This window comes from Flavobacterium sp. XGLA_31, assembly GCF_051547105.1.
Lineage (GTDB): Bacteria > Bacteroidota > Bacteroidia > Flavobacteriales > Flavobacteriaceae > Flavobacterium.
In genome coordinates, this window is record NZ_JBPTTM010000003.1 from 225434 (window position 1) to 247865 (window position 22432).

Consider the following 22432-nt stretch of genomic DNA (forward strand, 5'->3'; position numbering starts at 1 on the left):
ATATAGTTAATTATGGATGACTTGAGTAAACAGAACCGTTGTAATTGCCTTCCCAGATAGTGAAATCAGAGAAATCAACAAATCCGTCACCATTTAAGTCAGTAGCATAGTTACCCATTGCTGAACTATTATAGTCAGTTTCCCAAGCGGTAAAGTCTGAGAAGTCAACAAAATCGTCCTGAGTAAGGTCTCCTGAATAGAATCCGTATACGCCTGAACCTAAGTTCACCATATTATCACCATATGCTTGGCTCGCTGCCGTAGTGAAATCGTAAGTTGTTGGTGTACCACTAACAGCTACAGGATTAGCACTCCAGGTTTGAACTGCATTTCTGTGTTTCACAGCAATGTAGTAAGAACCACTTAAAGCAGGGAACGTCGCTACAGCATCTCCGTTTGTTTGTAACATAGCCGTAGTAGAAGCTACCAAAGCATAAGTAGACGAATCTCTTAATTCTATAGTTACATTATCAACATCCGTTGTACTTGAACCAACTCCTTGGTTAGCTAATACAGGGGTCATAGCACCTGATCCTGCGTAGTAACCTTGAATCATCATTTTCACAGTAACTACTGAAGAACAAGCCATAGTCAAGTTTAACACTTCAGTATGACAGCTGTTCACAACATAAGTATAAGTACCTGATGTTGTATAAGTAGCACCATTTACTGACCAAGTGTACGATCCACAAGCCGTTACATTACTAGTAGTAGTAGTGTTGGCATGAGAAGCGTTGTCTGAATCATTACAGTCAGTATTGTTCAATGAGTATCCTGAAGGTGGTGTAGAAGCGTCAACCGCACATACACTTACCAAACTTCCGGTTCCGTAACCATCTCCGTCCGCATCCACATAGAATGAGAATGAAGCATGTTTCGTAGCATCCGCATCGTTACAGTCAGTACCGTTTACAGAGTAACCAGCCATAGGAGGCGTAGTAGCGTTTACAGCACACAATGAAACTGCAGTTCCTGCACCGAATCCGTCACCGTCAGCATCCACGTAGAATGGATACGAAGCGTGTTTCGTAGGATCAGCATCGTCACAATCCGTACTGTTCGTTACATAGCCCGATGGTTGTCCTTGACAAGTAACTTGTGTTACTGCTAAGTTACCAAATCCGTCACCATCAGCATCAGCATAGTAAGTTACCAACGGTTGCACCGCGATAGTTACCGTGTTGTTAGCCGAAATAGTGGTAGCACAGTTGTTAGGAGTAACATCTGTACGGGTTACTGTAGTAATGGCTAATGTTTTACCATTGTTTGCAGCTGCTAAAGCAACTGTGAACGAACCGTTACCTGAGGCATCAGCCACAACTCCGGTAATTGCTGTTTGAGCAACACCATTGATAGTGTATCCTAAAGTAGAAGTACTGTTAGGTACTAAACCAGTCAATGTGAATGTGGTTTGAGAACCTGAACAAGTAATCAACGGTTGAGCAATTGAACCTAAAGTTGAAGGTGCATTTACGTTAACCGTAACCGTAGCAGAGTTGGTACAACCGAAGTTGTTAGTATTCGTAACAGTGTAAGTTGATGTACTGCTTGGTTTAGCATATACTGTTTGAAGATTCGTTCCTGTGTACGCTGTAGTAGCACCCGCATTGGTATATAAACCGGTTGTTGGTGACCATACAGTGGCATTAGGAGCTGTAATCTTAACATTATCAATCATCCAACCGTAGTAGTTAGTTGATGAATCCGTAGTATAACGGAAACGTAATCTGAATTGGCTGGTTAAAGCCGCTGCAGGAATATTGAACGTTTCAGTTTTCCACAAAGTATTGTTCGGTAATGAACCGGTACCTGTGAAGTTCGTGATCCAATCAGGGTAACTCTTCGTAGTGAATCGGGTATTACCACCTGTAAATACAGCAGTAGCAGCAGTTCCTACGTAGCTGGTAGTAGGGAAAGTAACCCAAGTAGTACCACCATCAGCAGAGTACTCAACATATCCATAATCGTATGAAGTAGTTGGGCCTTCCATCAATGTTTGATGACTGAAGGTCAACTGTGAACTGGTCAATCCTGACAAGTCAACATTAGAAGTCATGGTATACGTGGCAGCTACTGATGTAGCAGTCGTATTGAATCGTAACGATCCGGTTCCTTCTGATTGATACGTTGTATTTACAACAGCAGTTGGTGAACCTGTTCCTCCTAAAGCAAAGCCTGAAGCAGTATCAAAACTGTTGCTGTATTTAGTTACTGAACCTCCGTCAACGGTAAGAGTTTGAACACTTCCAGGACAGATAGTAGCAGTAGCCGGAGTAATTACCGGAGCAGCCGGTTGACTAACAGTCAGCACAGCAGCACTTGAAGTAACAGCGCCACAAGGTGCAGCACCTGAAACCACAACGCGGTATTGGTAACCAGTCATCGCTAAAGTAGCACCTGAAACCACTAATGAAGAAGCATTAGCTCCTGAAACATCAGACCAGGTAGTACCGTTAGTACTCATTTGCCATTGGTAACCTAAACTTGTTCCTGTAGCAGCAACAGTAAAGGTAGCATTAGCAGCCGGACAAACAGTAGTAGCAGCCGGTTGCGTAGTAATGGCAACAGCAGTGTTTACTGTTAAAGTAGCCGGAGTCGAAGTTAAAGCACTACAAGGCGCAGCACCTGAAACAATTACCTGATATTGGTAACCGTTCATCGCAGCAGTTAAGCCGGTCAACAATAAAGTTGATGAAGTAGCACCCGATACGTTAGACCAAGTAGTACCGTTAGTACTTACCTGCCATTGGTATCCTAGACCGTCACCGGTAGCTGCAACACTGAATGAAGCACCACCAGCTGAACAACCTGTAGCAGCAACCGGTTGTGTACCGATAGCTACAGCAGCTTTAACAGTTAATGTAGCAGGGTTAGAATATACTACACCATTCACTACACAACGGAATTGTGTTCCGTTATCAGCTAAGGTTAAACCTGACAATGATAACGTAGCAGTATCGGCATTGGCATAGTTACCACCGTTAGTGATAGCCGTCCAAGTCGTACCGTTAGTACTCATTTGCCATTGGAAAGAAGTAGCATCCCCTGTAGTCGTGATAGCAAAAGTAGCCGTATTGGCACCTGCGCTACACGCAGTATAATTAGCAGGATTCGTAGCGATAGCTGCAGTACTTACCGTCAACGTAGCCGCTGAACTGGTCACTGAAGCACAAGCTCCGGCACCTGAAACCACAACGCGGTATTGGTAGCCGTTCATTTCTGAAGTAACTGCCGTAAGCGTTAATGAGTTTGTTGTTTCACCTGAAATCGCAGCCCATCCTGAACCGTCATTAACTTCCCATTGGTAAGTCAATCCTGTTCCGGTAGCAGCCACTGTGAAAGTAGCATTCTCAGTAGGTAATTTAGAAACACTTACCGGTTGTGATGTAATCGCAACCGCAGTGCTGATCGTTACCGTTTGAGTAGAAACGCTGTTAGCACATCCGGCCACTACTACAGTATTGGTTACTGTATAAGTTCCGGCAGCTGAAGTAGCTAAAGTAATAGCTCCTGTAGCAGCATTAATACTTAATCCCGCAGGACTGGCTGTAAACGTTCCGGCAGTACCGGTAACTGTTGGTGTAGCAGTACCTCCGTTAGTACAGTAAGAAGCAAAATCATAAGCAAACGTTGAAGTCAACGCTTGGTTGATTACTACCGTAGTAGTAGCGGTTTGTGCTCCACAATCTGCGATTGGATTGGTAGTATAAGTCACGGTGTAAGTACCAGGAGTGCTGGCAGCCACATCGATAGCACCTGTAACTGAATCAATAGTTAAACCGGCAGTTGAACTGAACGTTCCACCAGTATAAGCATTAGTTCCGTTTAAGGTAACGTTTCCAATACCCGCAGTACTACAGAAAGGCGTTCCTGCATAACTGATAGTAGCTGTTGGTTGAGGAGTCACAGTAGCCGTAACAGCAGTTCTTGCTGAAGTACAACCATTGGTTCTCGCAACGATATTATGGAAATAGTTATACGATGTAGTAGAAACACCTGAATCATAACCGCTGGTAATGGTTCCGATTGGAGCCAAATTATTGTAAGCGGCAGATGAATAATCAGCTCCTGAACTGATTCTGTTCACTGATGAACTGAATGAAGCCAACAAGCGGTAAGTAGTACCGGCTGTTACTGGTAAATTCAAGTTCATAGTATAGAATCCGGCAGTAGCTCCTTGTGCAATTGGTAAGCTCAAAGAAGAACCAATTTGTGTTCCGGTAGCGTGATCCACCAACTTAACAGTAACGGTATTCGTTACGTTTGTAGTAGGAGAATAGTATTGAGCCGAAACAATAGTTCCACTCGTAGTAGCCGTAAACACAATTCCTCTTTCAGCAGAAGCACCGGTCGAAGTTGGGATAGAAGTATTACCTAAACCACCTGCAGTAACTACACCTGTATTTGCCTCAGCATAATACGTAGTGGTAGCCGCAATACTTGGTGTAGTAAAGCTGGTTCCGGTAGCCAATGTGGTTCCTCCGGTTGCAGCAGCATACCAACCAACAACAGCTCCTGAAGAAGCAGTAGCACCTAAAGTAACTGTACCTGTACCACAACGACTGGCCGGAGTTGTACCGGTAAGTTGAGGATTGGATACTGTAATAGTTACTGTATTTGAGTTAGCAGTTAAACCACTGCCCGCACATGTAACTGTACAATAGTAGTAAGCATCAGCTGTTAAACTTCCTGTGCTCAACGTTGAAGTAGTAGCACCTGAAACAGCAGAGAAAGTGGTACCGTTAGATGAGTAATACCATTGGTAAGTAATACCGGTTACACCACTTGTAGTACCATTTAAGGCAACAGTAGTTGATGCACCGTAACAAACTGATGATAAACTAGCAGTAGCTGTTCCGGCAACAGGTGTACCGTCACAAGCAGGAGCCGGAAGGATTGTAATAATATAATCCTCTGTTTCTCCATATCCGTAAGTACCACATGGTACTAATCCGGTACCTGAAAGTCCTTCACCAACGATGATACGCATTCTGGTATCTCCTAAGTTGGCTGTTAAAGGAACTGCAAATGAACCACTAATAGTTCTTGGACTGATTGTAGTTGCATTTTCAACAAATACTTTCTCACCGGCATCATCAAAGTCACCATCCTGGTTAAAGTCAACCCAGATAGCAGCTCCGTTGCTGTAGTACGTTGCTCCGTCACACTCATCCTCTGCAATAGAGAACGCTACATTTTGTAAACGTGTCACACTGGTCAACGAACCAAGTGAAGTAAAGTTAGAATATTGACTTAGTAATGAACCGGCACCCGGCGCAACGGTAGTACAACCGTTAGTTCCTGAGTACGCTGAATCTGTAGAGTTACCGTTAACCGTTACACTATAGATTTCTTCATCACCTGTATTAGTAGCATTAGAAGTACAGTAATCCACTAGAGTCAATAAAGCTCCTGTTGATGTAACCGTACAACCATTATTCGTCACGATACAACGGTAGTATTTAGCACCACCGGTAGCGGCAGCAGCTGAAGTGTATACTGATAACGTTGCTGTAGTAGCATCTCCGTAAGTGATTCCTGCCGGAGCAGCATCCACTACATCAGTATAGGTACCGTTCAACGCCGTAGCATATTGCCACTGGTACGAAGTAGCCGCACTGGCCGCTACTGTAAAGGTAGCTGTGTTTCCTCTCACAGCGGTAACAGCCGCTGGCTGAGACGTGATCGTAGGATTGTTAATGTATAAGGTAGCTGCATTAGAAGTCAAACTTCCACAAACAGCATTACCTGAAACTACCACTCTGTATTGGGTTCCGTTAGCAGCAAGTGCCGGGTTCACAATAGCGATAGAGGCTGTAGTAGCACCTGTTCCGGTATAGTTTGACCAAGTAGTACCGTTAGTACTAAATTGCCATTGGTATCCTAAATTATCTCCTGTAGCAGTAACACTGAACGTAGCAGTACCACCGGCCACACAAACTGTTTGGTCAGCCGGATGAGCTGAAATAGCCACCGGAGCTTTAACAGTTAACGTAGCATCAGAAGAGAAGATATAACCGTTCACGATAGCGTGAACAACAATACCAGTGTTAGCAGCAGACAAACCGGTTAAGGATAATGAAGCTGTCTCAGAACCACTAAAAGTAATTCCGGTGGTAGCGTCAAATCCGTCTACAACGCTTTGGAATTCTCCGGCACCTACTTTATATTCCCAGTTATAGAAAATAGAAGCATTTTGTTCCGGATCATCAGACGAAGCAGCCACTGTAAAGTTAGCAGCACCGCCTCCACACGCAGTTACAGAAACCGGTTGCGTATCAATACCTGTAGAATCCACATTTAAGATGGCAGGATCAGAAGTCGCAGAACTACAAAGTTCCGTACCGCTTACCACACATTGGTATTGGTAACCGTTCATGTCTGAAGTGATATCAGCAATACTTAAGGTAGCTGTAGTAGCTCCTGAATACATACTGTCATTGGTAATATCCACAAAACCACCACCGTTATCTACCTGCCATTGGTAAGTCAACGAATCTCCGGTAGCACTTACCGTATACGTAGCACTTTGTGTAGGACGTACCGAGTTGCTGGTTGGACTGATTCCTGAAATAACCACCGGTTGGTTTACGGAAACCGTAACCGTATGGGTATTCACACAGTTGGTAGATACACTGGTTCCCACTACAGTATAAGTAGTAGTAGCTGTTGGACTGGCTGTTACTGTAGCTCCGGTAGTTGAACTCAATCCGGTCGATGGAGACCAAACATAAGTATTACCGGCTCCTGTAGCTGTTAAAGTAGCCGATTGACCACCACAAATGGTAGCGTCTGCTAAAGTAAATTCAGGAAGCGCAATTGGAGTTACTGTAGTAGTAGCACTTGTAGTACAAGCACCGTTACTGGCTGTAGCCGTATATGTAATATCTCCTGACGGTTTAGTGTATACTACTGTAGCAGCACCACCGGTATAGGCAGTAGTAGCTGCGGCATCGGTATACAAATCAGTCGTTGGAGACCAAGTTATTGGTGTAGTAGCTACAGTTGAATAACCAAAGACCATTTTAGGTCTGCTGGTTCCTGTAGTAGCGGCACCATTCCATCCTGAAGGTGTAGTATTACCTGTGTAAGAACATACATCAGTAGCTGACACACTGTCAACATAACGTGCGTTAGAAGAAGTAAAGCCTGGAGCATCCACTTTAACAGTCGAAACTGTATTGGATGTATTAGCATTACTCCAACAGAAACTGATGATTACATTCGAAGTTCCGTTCCATGCAAATGGAGTAGAGAAATTAAAGGTATTAATACCTACTGCAGGTACAAAACTCGCTGTAGAATATACAGAAGTCAAACCTGTTTCAATGTTAGTAGTCAATGCCGTTAATGAAGTAGCACCCACACTGATTCCTAAGTTACTCAAAGTAGAACCTGCAGTGGTTAAATCCAACCCTAAAGAGTTTAGATTACCGGCCGAAAGACCTAAAGCAGTTAATTCAGAAGCTTTGATTAAGAACTGTGTTTTCACACCTCCGTAACCTCCATAGAATGGGTTCACACCTGCAGAAGTACTGGTAGAACCACCGGCACCTAAAGTGCTCGATCCTGAACCTCCGATATTACCTCCTGCAGCAGTCAATGACATCACACTGTTGGCACACAATGAAGCGGCACCTTGTGTAATGGTAACTGTAGCAGGATAAGGGGCTACATTCACTTTCACTGTAGCGGCAGCCGTAGTACAACCGTTGGCATCTACTCCGTTAACAGAGTAAGTCGTTGTAACACCCGGTGTAGCCACCACAGAAGCTGAAGTTGTTCCGTTTAAGCCTAAAGCCGGTGTCCATGTATAAGACACTGCACCACTGGCGGTTAACGTAGTACTTCCTCCTGTACAAACAGTAGCTTCCGGAGATACGGTCAACGTAGCCGGAGTATTGACAGTTAATGTAATTGGAGTACGAGCACTTTCACAACCTCCAGGGCTTACTACAGACACGTAGAAAGTAGTTGTAGCACTGATGCTGGTGGTGTACGAAGCAGAAGTACTGCTTTGTAAAGCTGTAGTCGTTACATTATCGGCATACCATTTAAAGGTAGGTGTCGTAAAGCCGTTGGTATCTGCAACAGTAGCAGTGGTTACCACACCGGCACTACAACGGGCACCGTCAGTAGCAGTTGGAGCACTTGGCGTATTGTAAACCGTTACGGTAGCCGAAGCAGAACCGATACAACCTGTTGTACCATTCAAGCCATAGGCTGTATAAGTAGTGGTAGTCGTAGGACTATCTGTTAATACATTGCCAGTAGTTGAAGAACCATTCCAAGAATAAGATAAGGTACCTACTCCTGAAGTATTCGTTTGGCCAGAAAACTGTACATTCAAACGATTAGTACTGAAACTTGCTGCATTGGTTGACGCAGTAGTCGTATATGCTACAGTATTACCTGTAGTTGCAGTATAATAAGTGATTGAATTGTTAGTCAAATCAGCACCACTGTGGATTACCTCTACAATAATATTAGAAGTTCCATTCCAAGCAAATGGCGTTGAGAAAGGAATTGTTTGCCATCCTGAAGCTGTATGGGTATACGTTTGTGATGGGTAAACTGTAGTAAATCCACTAGCGGTAGATACGAAATCACCTGATAAAGTAGATGAAGTAGTATTTCCGATTTTTACTTCAAAGCCTGCGTTAGTAGCACCATCTCCTAAAGTAGTGATGTTAAACGCCATAGCCGTAATGTTTCCGGCACTTAAACCGGCTGCTTGCAATTCTGCAGCGGTATAAACAGTTTGCATACGATATGATGGCCATCTGTTACAGAATGCCGTTGGTTGAGTCGTAGCACTTGTCAAAGTTGTACCGGTACCTATTGTAACAGTTCCTGAAGCAACAGTAGTTGTTAAGGCTGTCAAAGTTGAAGAGCTACCAACACAAATAGCCGCCGGTGAAGGAGTAACAGTTACAATTGGTAAAGCGACTGGAGTAACCACAACTGAAGCCGTAGTTGAACAACCACCGCCGGTAGCCGTCACAGTATACGTAGTCGTGGTAGTCGGGCTGAAATACCATCCGGTAGTCTCATTTCCGCTTACCGTACCGTTGTTAGACCATGAATAAGCGGTATAACCACCATTTGTAGCAATAGTTACCGGAGTCAAAGAAGCCGATCCGCTACAGTTGGTCATTGTACCTGTAGATAAGGTAAACGCATAAGGAGCTGTAACAGTCACGTTAACAGCTGTTCTTGGGCTTTCACACAATCCATCAGCACTTACTTCCGATACATAGAACGTAGTATTGGCTGAAACCGGATAAGAAGATAATGTACTGGCTGACTGTCCTGCTAAAGCAGTACCGTTAGTCGACACAGTGTACCAATGGAAGGTATTCCCCGGTCTTCCTGAACCTGTTACAGAACAAGTTGGCGTTCCGGTTCCACATTGTGTACTGTCTGTTCCGGTTGGAGCCGGAATCGTACTGTTCACCGTTACCGCACTGGTTGTCATTGAATTAGTACATCCCGCAGCAGAAGTAGCCGTAGCGGTAAACGTTTGCGTGATAGCACTACCGGTTGTATTACTTACCGAAGTAGTTCCGGTAGCAGTTGTTACAGCCGGAGTAGTATTCCATGACCAAGTGTAAGAAGAAGCAACGTTAGACGCTATAACACCTCCTAAAGTAAATCTCGGACGAACACTTACAGTAGTACCTGTAGTTTGAGCCAACATAGCAGCCGGAGTTTGACTGTCAGCTTGTTTGTAAGTTCCACAAACAAAACCTACAGTATCTGATTTCATGGTAGAAGCTGTAGCTGTAGTAGCCGATGGCACTCTACTCCATGAGAAGGTAAGAACAATGTTCGAAGTTCCATCCCAAGCAAAACTGCTGGCAGAACCTGAACCGGTACCAAAAGCTAACGTATTAACCGCGTTAGCAACCGGTGTAAATCCGTTATCGGTTAAAGTACCTGCATACACCTGTGTTCCATTCGCCAAGAAGGTAGTGGTTAAGGCTGTTGCAGTAGTCGTACCGATACTTACAAAGAATCCTTGATAAGTTTGACCTGAAGTAGTAGGTTCAAAAGCAACAGAAGTAATATTTCCTGCCACATAACCTAAAGCAGTCAATTCAGAAGCTTTGATTAAGTACTGAGATTTAGTACCTCCCCAAGAACCCGGGAAGATTGAATTTCCTGTAGAAGAACTAGCTGTACCTCCCGCACCTAAAGCAGAAGTTCCGTTAGCACTTACTACGCTTAAACCTGTTAAAGCAATTGAAGCATCACTACAAACCGCAGCAGGTGTAGCGGTAACAGAAGAAATAACCGGTAAAGCATTTACGGTCACCGTTACGGTTTTGGTAAACGGACAAGTACCGTTGGTGGAGAAGGTATATACATAAGTACCTGCAGCGGTTGGAGTAACCGTAGCCGAAGTACCTGATACCGCTGTCTCAGCACCACTTCCTGTAGTCGAAGACCAAGTAGCGGTAGTATAATCAGGAGCTCCTGTAAAAGTAGCACTTAACGAAGTAGAAGCACCGATACAAAGTGAAGTAGCAGTAGCCGCAACGGTTACATCAGTAACGGTTAAGGTTGCCACATTCGAAGTAACCGGACTACAAGGAGAAGTTCCTGTAGCAATAACACGATATTGCGTACCGTTCAAAGCACCCGTTACACCGTTCAAAGTATAAGACGTGGCCGTAGCACCTGAAACATTGTTCCAAGTCGTACCGTTAGTACTCATTTGCCATTGGTAGGTTACCCCTGTACCGTAAGCTAAAGTAGAGAACGTTACATTGGTTCCGCTACATACCGCTTGCGTTAATGGATGAGTATCAAATACCACCGCATCACGCACGGTTACTGAAGCACTGTTCGAAGTAACACTTCCGTTCAATACCACGTGGTATAAGGTACCTGTGTTGGTAGCGTTCAAAGAACCAACTACTAACGTATCCGTAGTACCTCCGGTAGCTACATCTGTCCAAGTCGTACCACCGTTAGTGCTGTACTGCCATTGGTAAGAAGTTACCGTACCTGTAGTTCCTACAGTAAACGTAGCCGTAGCATCGCTACAAATGGTTTGGTTGCTTGGCTGTGCGGTGATACTCACGTTACCTACTGTCAAGACAGCAGCACTGGAAGTAACAGGGGCACAAGGCGAAGTTCCCGAAACAATACAACGGTATTGGTGTGTATTTAAAGAAGCACCGGCCGAAGCAATGCTATAAGTAGCCGAAGTTTCTCCGGTCAAAGTGTTCCAAGAAGCACCGTCAAATTCTTCCCATTGGTAAGTCAAACCGGTTCCGGTAGCACTTACAGAGAAAGAAGCCGGGTCATTTTCAAGCACAACTGCACTGGCAGGTTGTGCTGTAATGATTACACGGTTATTTACCGTTACGGTAGCCGTAGCGGTGTTTTGACAACCGTTGGCATCGGTACCGGTTACCGTATAGGTAGTGGTAGCAGTAGGATTGGCAGTTGGGTTAGCCACATTAGCAGCCGATAAACCGGTAGCCGGTGACCAACTGTATGAAGTTCCTCCCGTAGCTAATAAAGCCGCTCCGGCGCCACCATCACAAATAGTGATACCATTCGTAGAAATGGTTGGTAACGCATTTGGCGTAGCGGTAACAGTAGCAGTAGCCGAACAAGAATCTAATGTAGAAGTTGCTGTATAAGTGGCTGCTGAAGTTAACTTAGCATAAACAGTTGAAGCTGCTGTACCGGTATAAGCCGTAGTAGCAGCAACGTCTGTGTATAAATTAGTCGTTGGAGACCACACCACTTGTGGTGCAACTGAAGAAATCTTAACATTATCAATCAACCATCCAAAGTAGTTACTACTCGAATCGGTAGTATAACGGAAACGGATTTTAAATTGACTGGTCAAAGCCGCAACCGGAATGTTAATGGTCTCTGTTTTCCAAAGCGCATTCGTTGGAGTTGAAGCAGTACCTGTAATGGCTGTTCCCCAATCCGAATAACTTGACTTATCGAAACTTACCACTGAATTTTTCAGAGTACCTGTACCTGCATAGCTGGTAGTAGGGAAAGTAGTCCAAGTAGTTCCTCCGTTAGAAGAATACTCGATATAACAATAATCCCAGCCCGCTTCAGTGGCACAAATCTGTGAAAAAGTCAACTGTGCAGTAGTAGCTCCACTTAAATTCACATTAGAATTTAATGTATATGTAGCTACAGAACTAACACCGGTAGTATTAAATAATACAGACCCTGTTCCTTCAGCAAAATAAGTAGTATTCAAAGTTGCAGAGGTAGTGGTTGTTCCCGAAACAGTGGCTGCTGTAAAGTTCGTTGAAGCAGCATCCATGTTGTCGGAAAACTTATTCGTAGAATAAGCACCACCGGTAGCTGTTAAGGTTGCTACCCCACCGGTACAGAAAGAAGCCGGAGGAGCAATCGTAATAGCTGTTGGCGAAGGAGTAACCGTTACTGTAACGCTGGCGGTAGCCGTACATCCTACTGCGCTCGTACCGGTTACGGTATAAGTGGTAGTGGTTGTAGGGTTCGCAATTACAGTGGCTCCGGTAGTCCCGTTCAACCCTAAGGATGGTGTCCAAGAATAGGTACTGCCTCCGGTAGCGGTAAGTGTAGTATTGGTTCCTGAACAGATAGTAACACCTGAAGAAACCCCTACCGTAGGAGAAGGCGCCTGCACAAAAGTAATAGTTGATGTGGTATCAAACGACCCGGCTGGGTTCGTTACAATAATACCTCCGTCAACCACACCCGCAGGAGCAATAACCGTTAAGCTGGTAGCTGTTGGGGTTCCGGTAATGGTACCGGCCAGGTTAATTCCTGAAGGACCATTGAACAATACCGAAGTAACCGTATCTAAGCTGGTTCCGTTAAGCGTAATGGTTTGTCCACCCTGAACACAAATGTTAGTAGGTGAAAAACTGCTTACGGTTGGAGCGGTAATCGTTCCGTTATTCCATTCGTCGGCACCGATATCCGGAGTCGAAGCGTCACGAGTATCACCGTCAAAATCCGTAGTATATCCGGCAATTGCCTGACCATTAGCTCCGGCTAAGTTAACCGCTAAGTCAGCAAAATGCAAGAAAGTACCGGCAGATCCTGTAGTACTCGCAAACGTTGGATTTTGTGATTTGGAAGCGGTCTCTCTAGGAGTTACCAACGTTTGGAAAGCACCAAACGCATAATTGGTTCCGTTGTTGAAAGTTCCGCTGGTTCCGTAGAACAAGTTGTTGTTAGACGTAGAAGCATAGTTGTTCAAATCAGTAGCAGCACTTCTTCTAAAGGCTACTGCCAATCCGGTACCGTTAGCACCCGACGCATTCACAACAATATTATTTCGCATATCCAAAGCAGCAGTAGTAGCAGTAGCACTATACGTATGGAAAATACCCGAAGAACCAAAGTTAGTTCCTGTTGATGTTCCATTCAAATAAATAGTGTTATAATATACTCTCTGATTAGACGTAGCGGTAGAAGACGTAATACTAATCCCTCTAATCACATCAGTACCTGAAGCAATTGAAGCTCTCAAATCACCGATGGTGTTGTTATAAGTATTAACATTCGTCCCTGCCGAAATCAAAATACCGTTTACCGTAGAAGAAGCATTGCTTCCTGATATGTTGTAAATTTTATTTTGATAAACGTTAGTAGTTGCGCCACCACCAATACTAAGAGCTGTAACCGCAGAAGCACCTGTCGATGACAAAGTGTTAATTGCGTTAGCATTAATATTAATAGTCGTTGATGCATTAGAACAAGATAGACCTGTTACAGTACTACCAGTTCCTGTTGAAGTTAAATTTGATATAGTATTATTAGCCACATTAAGAGTAGTAGCTAAACTTGCAGAAGAACCAATATTGATACCGGTAACAGTACTTTGACCTGTAATATTAGTTACAGTATTATTACTGATAGTTGAAGTAGTACCTCCAATATAATTGTAATTAATAGCCGTTATAGCACTAGTCCCTCCGGTCCAGTTATTAAAGGTATTACCCGTTACAGTTCTTGTTGCACTTGAACTAGATCCATCTGAATTAGTCACACCGGTAATTCCGGTAGCGCCGGTTACAGTAATGTTTGAAAAATTATTGTTTGTAAAGGTATGAAATGTTCCATTTGGAGAACTCGAACCACTTGTTCCTCCCGTAACGGTTCCACCTGCTCCGGTTTTACTAAAAGCCGTCACAATTGAGTTCCCATTTATAGTTTGAGAACCACCTGCCGGCATAGTATAGCTATAACTCATAAAGGTAAAGCTTCCCGTTGTATTAGAAACAATATTAGTAAAGGTGTTACTATTGATATTTGTCGTCAAGTTTGTACTGGCAACAGAAATCAAAACTATAGTTCCTGAATTGGTTACTGTTGAAGTAGCAGCAGTAAAGTTATTGTTATTTACGTTTAACACACTGGTTGCACTGGCAGAACCGGACGGATAAGTAATTCCGTTAATAGCTCCACTAAATCCAGTAGTTAAAGCAATGGTGTTATTCGTAATGTTATTCGTAAATGTGGCCGTAGGAGCATTCGAGGCTCCAGCAATTTGAATACCATTCAAAGTTCCTGAAGTCACTCCTCCATTAGAAGAAGTAATGCTGTTGTACGATACATTGAATCCGTTAGAGTTACGAACCAAGATTCCGTTTACAGTACCTGAAACGTTAGCATAGCCGGAAAAAGTTCCGGTAGTACCAAAGTTAGAAATGGTGTTTCCGGTAGTGGAAGATGAACCTCCAATATCAATCCCGGTATTCACATCCGCAATAGCAGTTGGCCCAATCACCAAAATACCCATGTTCACATTGCTGATCACATTCCCGTAAACTTTAAGTCCGCTGTTACCTCCCGAAGTGGTGGTAGCAGTAGCAGAAGTAGTAACAGTAGTAGCCGAATGCGTTGAATTACTGTACACCCCAAAAGTATTTTGGTAGGTACGATTCAACGTGATGGTGTTGTTTTGAATGGTACAGTTTTGCGCTCCATTCGTGGTGGTGGCATAGAACAACGCCACCCCAAACTCTGTCATGTTGTTGGAAGCTGCCGTAGTCGTAGTGTTCGCGGCATTCTCCTGCATGGTGAAGTTTTGGATGGTGATCCAGTCACCTCCCGTAATCTTGAAGATAGCATCATTCAACGCCCCACTGGTCAGACCCGTCGCAGCCGTAATCGTGCTGGAACTTCCCTGAATAGTGATGGTGTTTGTTGATGTACCCGTAGCGGTTATGTTGTAACCGCCGACCGGCGCCGTTTCATTACCTGTCAGTGTAATCACTACAGGGGATGAAATAGTCGCTCCGTTCAAGGCTGTAATGGCACTGGCCAAACTTCCGTAAGTCCCGGCTAAACCGGACCCTCCATTAGTCGTGACCTGAGCATTAACTCCAAAAACACTGAACATGACAAAAAAGAGCAGCAGTACCGCCTTTTCTCGCCACGTTCTTTTACACGAAGTACTCGAACTGTCATGTAAAGAATTGTAGTTATTCATCATAATTAAAAAATTGGGTTAAATAAAATTGTTTGATATGGTTTACAACTTAGGGTCGTTTTTTCATATCGGTATGTGGTTTGTTAAGAAAAACGGAAAGCAGCAAAATCATTTCGCTGTCGGTCTTTCGGCACCAAGGGACCGTGACCGCCGCCCCCGCCCCGCCCTTCGGCAGCCGTGGACATCAGAAAATGATTGAAAGCATAAGGCAATGACGCAAACAAACGATTCGGTGTGTTGTCTGCCAAGGCTTTTTGAACCGAAGTTACCGCCTTAACAAACCACAAATACCGCTTGCTTCTTCTTCCGGAGGATGTAAAATCACCCAGCTTAGTGGCAAAACGCACGGAAAAAACCAAGCGCATTACTATAAGCAATTGTGAAGTAAACATAACGTAATTGTTAACCATTGGAAACGCCATAGTTTTGTTAAAAGGTTGTTAATATATATAAATTATATAGAAGCTGAAAACAAAAAATCAAAAACATCGACCATTGCACCTAAAAATCGATAAACGAACAATTCGTGTAGTCAACGGACTATAGTCCTGCAAAAAAATACTACCAACTTGCAAAGGTTTTATGTTAAAAAATAGCAATCTGCAAAGAAATGAATCGTTAAACAGAAAAGTACTCAAAAAGAAATACAATTTATTCCAAATAACACAACAGTCACAAGGGGTGAAACCCTATTCCGCAACACGAAAAAACAACAAAAAAAAGCTTTCGGAAATACCGAATTTTAAAAGAACCTCAGAGAGTAAAAATGCCCATTTTCTCCTGCAGGCTCAAGGGCCATTCAGCAGGAGAAAACAGACAGTAAAAGTTATCTATCAGAACGGTGAAGTTGGGCTTAAAAAGCCCGGTGCTCGCTTTTAGTAAACCACTTTCTTGGTTACCTTGGCACCGGTTTCTGAAGTTATAGTAACCAACAATACCTGTTGGGTGTTAGGCAACGCAGTGAACGATACCTCAGTCGCATTGATGTTGTTTTTGGTCACTATCAAACGACCGGTAACATCATAAATCGCAACGGATTGCATCGGAAGCATGCCGGTTTGAACATGAAGCCCTTGGGTGTTTTTGTACACCACCACGCTTTGTTCCGTAAATTGAGGAGTACTCAGCGCCTGACCGGTCGTATAACGAAGCACGAAGCGATCTTCAAAAGTACCGGCTGTAGTGGCAAACGTATAAGCACCGGCTTTCAAATCTACGGTAATGTTCAGTAATTTATCTTCCAGGTAAATGTTTTGCTCGGTAAACAATCCGTCCATATCGGTGATGGAAATAGTACAACTTCCTTCTGCTTGCGCTTTGTAACACAAGTCAAAAGTATCGTTTACATCAAACGGTAAACCTTTTCCTTGAATGCTCAATTTCACATCGTCTACTTTAGTATACAACGTAAGCGGTTTGCCTACATCTACCATTTCTCCGTCAAAGTCACGGTCCATACCGGTCGTAGCGCCTTCAACATAGCCTAACAAGATTTGTTTGAACGAATTATCCTGATTGGTAATGTTCAACCAAAGTCTGCTTTTCTCTACCTCACCTACCGGTGAAGACGAAGTCGTCGCAGCAGCAGCCGATTTAAAGAATTGGGTATTGTTTCCGGCCACACGCATACTGTTACTAAAGGTAGCGGTACCGTTGGCCAATCCTTTCACGAAGAATCCTTCACCGGCAGCAATGTAACCGTTCGGAACATTGTAGTTCAATCCTCCCGGATAGGTAGCAGCGACACCTCCCAAAGAGTTCCATAGCGCATAATCCGTGCCTTCGTATTGGTACGACGCATTCAATGTCGTATTGTGTGTCCAGAAGTATAATGTTCCGTGTAGCACTGAAGTATTCAACGGATCAGAAACCAAAGCCAACGCACTCATAGCACTCGGATACGGGTTTCCTAACAAGTTCAACTGATTCGCACCTCCAACAATAGAACGGGTATAGGTTCCGTTATTCGGTACACCCGTAAAGCTGGCCGTATACACCACCGGTGGCAATGCTGAAGCCGTCAACGGATAAGAACCATCATCCGGCACACGGATAATGTATCCTGTACCCGGAGTCATAGAAGCGGTTCCGGCCATAGCCTGCCAGTTCGGAATAGACGAATTGTATTGGAAGAATCCATCCCAAGAGGTTAATGGAGAAACATCATATAAAGTTTGCGGACTTACCGGAGTAGCCCAATAGGTATAATCGTAACGGAAACAAGGTGTTGAATTACGTTTGTATGTAATGTTTCCGGAATTCGTAACGTTGTTCGTTTGCAACAAACTGGAACCGTTATTGAAAGTCACTGAACCTCCGGACACGGTCAATTCGTTAGTCAAGGTAAGCGTTTCGCCACTGTTGAATACTACCGCACCGGCATTTACTTTACAACTACAACCCGATAAACTACCGCCGGAGTAGTTGGCGTTAATGGTCAATCCGTCCGTAATCACAGGAGCACCGGCAGGTGTCCAGGCACCGTTCCACACTTTGTTTACCACGGTAAAGGTAACGCTGGCCGTATCGGTACAACCCGTAGCCGTGATGGTTCCGGTAGCAGTAATAGTAGCTGTCGAAGCCGATTTAAAGTACACGGTAGCAGCATTGGTTCCGGCTACATATAAGGTACCCGAAGTATTAGAATACAAACTGTTCGCCACGGTAGACGTCCAGGTATAGGTGTTTCCGGTTCCCGAAACGGTAATCGGAATATACGAATTCGGACAAACGCTCGCACTTACTGCACTCAAGTTTACCGTAGGTTTTGGATTCACCACAAAGTTGGTCGCCGTTCTACAGTACGAACTCAACGAATTGGTAGCATAGTACACCGTAGTTCCGGCGGTATTGGTATCTGCCAATCCTGAACCGGAAACGCCTACCGGGTTAAACGGTGAGCCGGTTCCTATAGCAGTACCTCCACTGGCAGCAGTATACCATTCGATGGTACCCAACTGTACGCCTCCTCCTGTCGGTGGTGTTACCGTAATGGTAATACCGGATACCGAAGTAGTGAATGAGCTGAATACACAATATACAATAACATAAGGTTGACCCGCTGTCAAGGTAACGGTTACCTCCGGATCTAAGTTACAAGAAGCCGTAGAACCGGTATCGTCATTCGCCGCCATAAAGTTGGTCGCCGGACTGGCCGGATTAAACGAGCCATCATAAATATGAATAAAAGTATCTCTTCCACTGGTATCACAACCGTCAAAAGTATAAATACCGGTCACGGTTGGGATGATGGTTTGCGTCGTATAAATTACCGTTTGACTGGCAGTATAAGTAGTCCCCGAAGTGGAACGCACAAAAGTAGGCGCGCCCACCGGAATATCGGCAATAGGGAAACTGGTCAATGCCGAAAGCACAGACACCATAGTTCCGGAACCTCCCACACACACACTTGCCGGAGTAGCCGTAACCGCAGCAGCCGTAGTCACCGCCAAAGTAGTAGGCAAACTATCTCCACACGGACCCGTTACTACTACCGACACATTGCCACTGGTTGTGGAAGGCGTAACGGTTACCGAAGTAGTTCCCTGTCCTGAAACTATATTCCAACCCGAAGGGAATGACCAGGTATAGTTGGTTGCATCAGTCACACTCGCCACCGTATAAGTAGTATTGGCTACCGAAGCACACAGTCCGGAAGCTCCCGAAATACTGGCCGCTCCTAACTGACCAATCACAATGTTTTTAGTCGTTGGTAAACTGGTTCCACAAGCCCCCGAAGCCACTACAGAAATAGATCCTGCGGTAAGTCCGTCTGTGGTTATATCAATGGAAGTCGTTCCTTGTCCGGAGTTAAGCGTCCATCCTGACGGTATAGTCCAGGTGTACGTAGAAGCGCCTGTTACAGCCGCAATCGAATAGGTAGTCGTGGTAATGAATGAACACGAAACACTACCCGGACCTGAAATGGCCGCCGGTGTTCCTACCGCATTCGAGGCAACAGAAACCGTAAACGATTGGTTGCTGCCCGAAAACACGTTCACTCTAATATATATGGTAACCCCTGCTGTAAGGGTTTGGTTGATCGTTTCATTGGATGAAGCGGTATATGGTCTGTTAACCCAAGCGCCACCACACACATCATACGTATAAATATCCAAATCCGGAGCCGAACCTGTTAACGTAATTTTATGCGTTCCGGAACATACCGGAGTATAGGCATACCAGTAGTCGGTTCCTGAACAACGCACCTGGTCGGTAATCGAGGTCGTGAAAGTAGTAGCTGTAGCACAAGTTGCGTTGTTTACCGCACCTACTACTACCGCTAAGGTTTGTGGGGTTCCGGCACAACCGGTTAAGTTTTTAGGTGTTACGGAAATCGTTCCCGAAACGGCACTGGCCGTAGCCGTCACGGTCACACTGTTGGTCGTACCACCGGCAGTAACTGTCCAACCCGAAGGGAAAGACCATACATAACTGGTAGCTCCTGTTACCGCTGTAATAGAATATACTAAAGAAGCTGTAGGCAAGGTACAAAGCGTGGTGGTTCCGGTAATAGCTCCCGGTTGCGGAGGAATAGAATACCCGGCTACCGCTTTACGGGTTGCCACAGAGTCGTCACAACCGCTCAGGTTTCCGGTAGCGGTGATGTACACCCCTGTTCCTACCGCTGAAGTAGCCGTAATACTGGTGGTTCCTTGTCCGGAATTAATCACCCATCCTGCCGGTACGGTCCAGGTAATCGAGGTGGCCGTAGTACTGGCATTGGCTACCCCATCTGTTGTGGTAGTCCCTGCCGAAGCATTAGCCGTAGTAGAATACACCTGACTCGTTAACGGACATGGGATAGAACTTCCGGTAATGGCTGCCGGAGTGGCCGCCGGCCAACAAGGCACTTCTTCTACTTTCAGGTTATCCATCTTAAAGGCACCTCCTGCAATACTCGTCACAGCGATACCTATATAATAGGTAGCATTCGCCGCAGGTTTGAAATACGATTTAGAGGTAGCCGCTGTAGAAGAGGTCGTGGTTACCGTAGCCAACAATGAAGCTACGTTAGCCGAAGTGGCCGCGTAATTGGTTTTCCCGTAATAGGCTTTGATTGTAGTAGACTGGTTGGTCGAACTACTGTAGTCAAAAGACAAACGGTATATTTTAGTCGAATCTAAAGTCAAGGGCTTGCTGAAAAAATAGGTTCCCACAGCCGCGTTAAAATAATAGTTGGTTCCTGAAGCAGTTCCGATACCATACGAACCCGAAGTGGTCGTGGTACAGGTAGGCAAACTCAACGAGCCGTCAAAGTCTTCCACATACGGAATCCCTACCGGAGCACAAAGCGTGGTAAACGAATTCCCGGTAATCTGCACCCAGTTTCCATAGGACGAACCACAATTGGAACGCACCCAGGCATAATACGTGGTACTACTGGCCAAACCGGTCACATTGAACAAAGCGGTTGAACCTCCCGAAACGTTACCCGCCTGAAGCGAAGTAGTACTGGAAGCCGTTAAAGCACCGTTCCCCGGAGCACTGTTGGTCGTAGACACATAATAATCATAGCCACTTGGCGGGGTTCCCGGTACCGGCCAATCCAACTCGGCTGAGTTGTAGGCAATATTGGTAACCGTGGCCGAAGCAATATTGGAACAAGTCGAAACGATTGGTTTCGATTTTACCGTGATTTCAAAACCAAGACCTGTCGTACCGGTAGTGGTGAACTGTACGCTCACACTCCCATTCCCCGCAACCGAAGTATATACGGTAGTAGTGGGTAATGAATTGGTATTGTAATTGGACAGGGCACTATCGGCATTGGTAATGGTGATGGCTCCCGTTGGAGTCGCGGCTACGTTATACGAAACAAACGTTAATTCTATTTGTTGGCCGGCAGCCGGCATAAAGGTCATGGTATGATCCTGATTGATAGAGGCAGGCATTTGTCCGCCGTAGTTATCATCAAGTCCCCCGTTATCATAAAAACTATAGGTAGAGTTGGCCGGTAAGGCCGCAGTAGAACACGAAGTAGCTCCCGCCACTGTTTGTCTCGGCATTACAAAAACGCTGTTTTCCGACAAAGTAGCAGACGACCAAGACAAGTCGTCAATCAAAGGCACCGCATTATTTGGAGAAGTCGTTCCATTTGTTCTTCTGATTCGCACATAATAACCCGTAGCACCTGGTGAAATAGAGGCAGTAAACTGTGCATAAGAAGCCGAAACATTATTCGTAATAGTCGAACCAATCTGTGTCCAAGTAACCGTGGTAGGATCTGTCACTCCCGGAGTATATTGGGCCGGTGTGGCATATTCAACAACCATGGTAGAAGTATTGGTTCCCGATACGTTTCTGTAATAAAAGGATAAGTTTATCGTTGACGAAGACGCAGAGGAAATCAAAGGGGTAATAATATAAGGATTAGTAGTCCCTGTAAAAGTCAAACATCTTGTACCACTATAACAATTGGTAGTAGTACTGGTAGCAGAAACACCGTAACCATACCAAGTTCCTCCTGAATAAGCAACTGTAGTAGGAATACTTGCTGTCGGTGTCCCGCCTGGATTAACTCCCTTAAAACTCTCAAACACTTGATACGCGCCGCACTGTGCCTGTGTGTATACACTAAAGCCCAGTACCAATACTAAGGTATACAGCAGTCGGGTAGATTTTCGGGATAAACTTGTAAACCATTTACTTGGGGGTGAAAGTAAAGTTTTTTTCATAGTTTGTTTTTTTGTGGTATTTAATAGTTTATATGGAACAAGCATCCCTGCCCATTCCCTAACGGTTAAGATGTTAAAATTACATTTATTCAACATACTGTTAACAATCATTTTACCGAAAATTAACCACTTTTCGATAAAATGTCAAAAGCACCGACCAATAAGACATAACTGTCGACCATCAGGCGGAAACATTTCATAATATATAAGCGAATTATTACACTTCAGGGGTTAGCTGGTGAAAACTGTTTTAAAATTAACGTTTTCTTGGAATATTCGG

General features: G+C 44.6%; 3 protein-coding genes. All 3 read right to left on the reverse strand.

Features of this window, described 5'->3' with window-relative positions:
* Positions 1 to 10: 10 nt before the first annotated feature.
* The 3 genes from ACSVH6_RS07580 to ACSVH6_RS07590 all read right to left on the reverse strand — a co-directional run bounded on the left by ACSVH6_RS07580 (position 11) and on the right by ACSVH6_RS07590 (position 22152).
* Positions 11 to 15478, reverse strand: coding sequence for a GEVED domain-containing protein (locus tag ACSVH6_RS07580; protein ID WP_438077129.1), 15468 nt, complete (start codon positions 15476 to 15478; stop codon positions 11 to 13).
* Positions 15479 to 15558: 80 nt separating this feature from the next.
* Positions 15559 to 15897, reverse strand: a complete 339-nt coding sequence (locus ACSVH6_RS07585; RefSeq protein ID WP_438077131.1) for a hypothetical protein — start codon at positions 15895 to 15897, stop codon at positions 15559 to 15561.
* A gap of 453 nt (positions 15898 to 16350) precedes the next feature.
* The gene (locus ACSVH6_RS07590; RefSeq protein WP_438077133.1) at positions 16351 to 22152 is read right to left on the reverse strand and encodes a T9SS sorting signal type C domain-containing protein; all 5802 of its coding nucleotides are present in this window, start codon (positions 22150 to 22152) and stop codon (positions 16351 to 16353) included.
* Positions 22153 to 22432 lie beyond the last annotated feature (280 nt).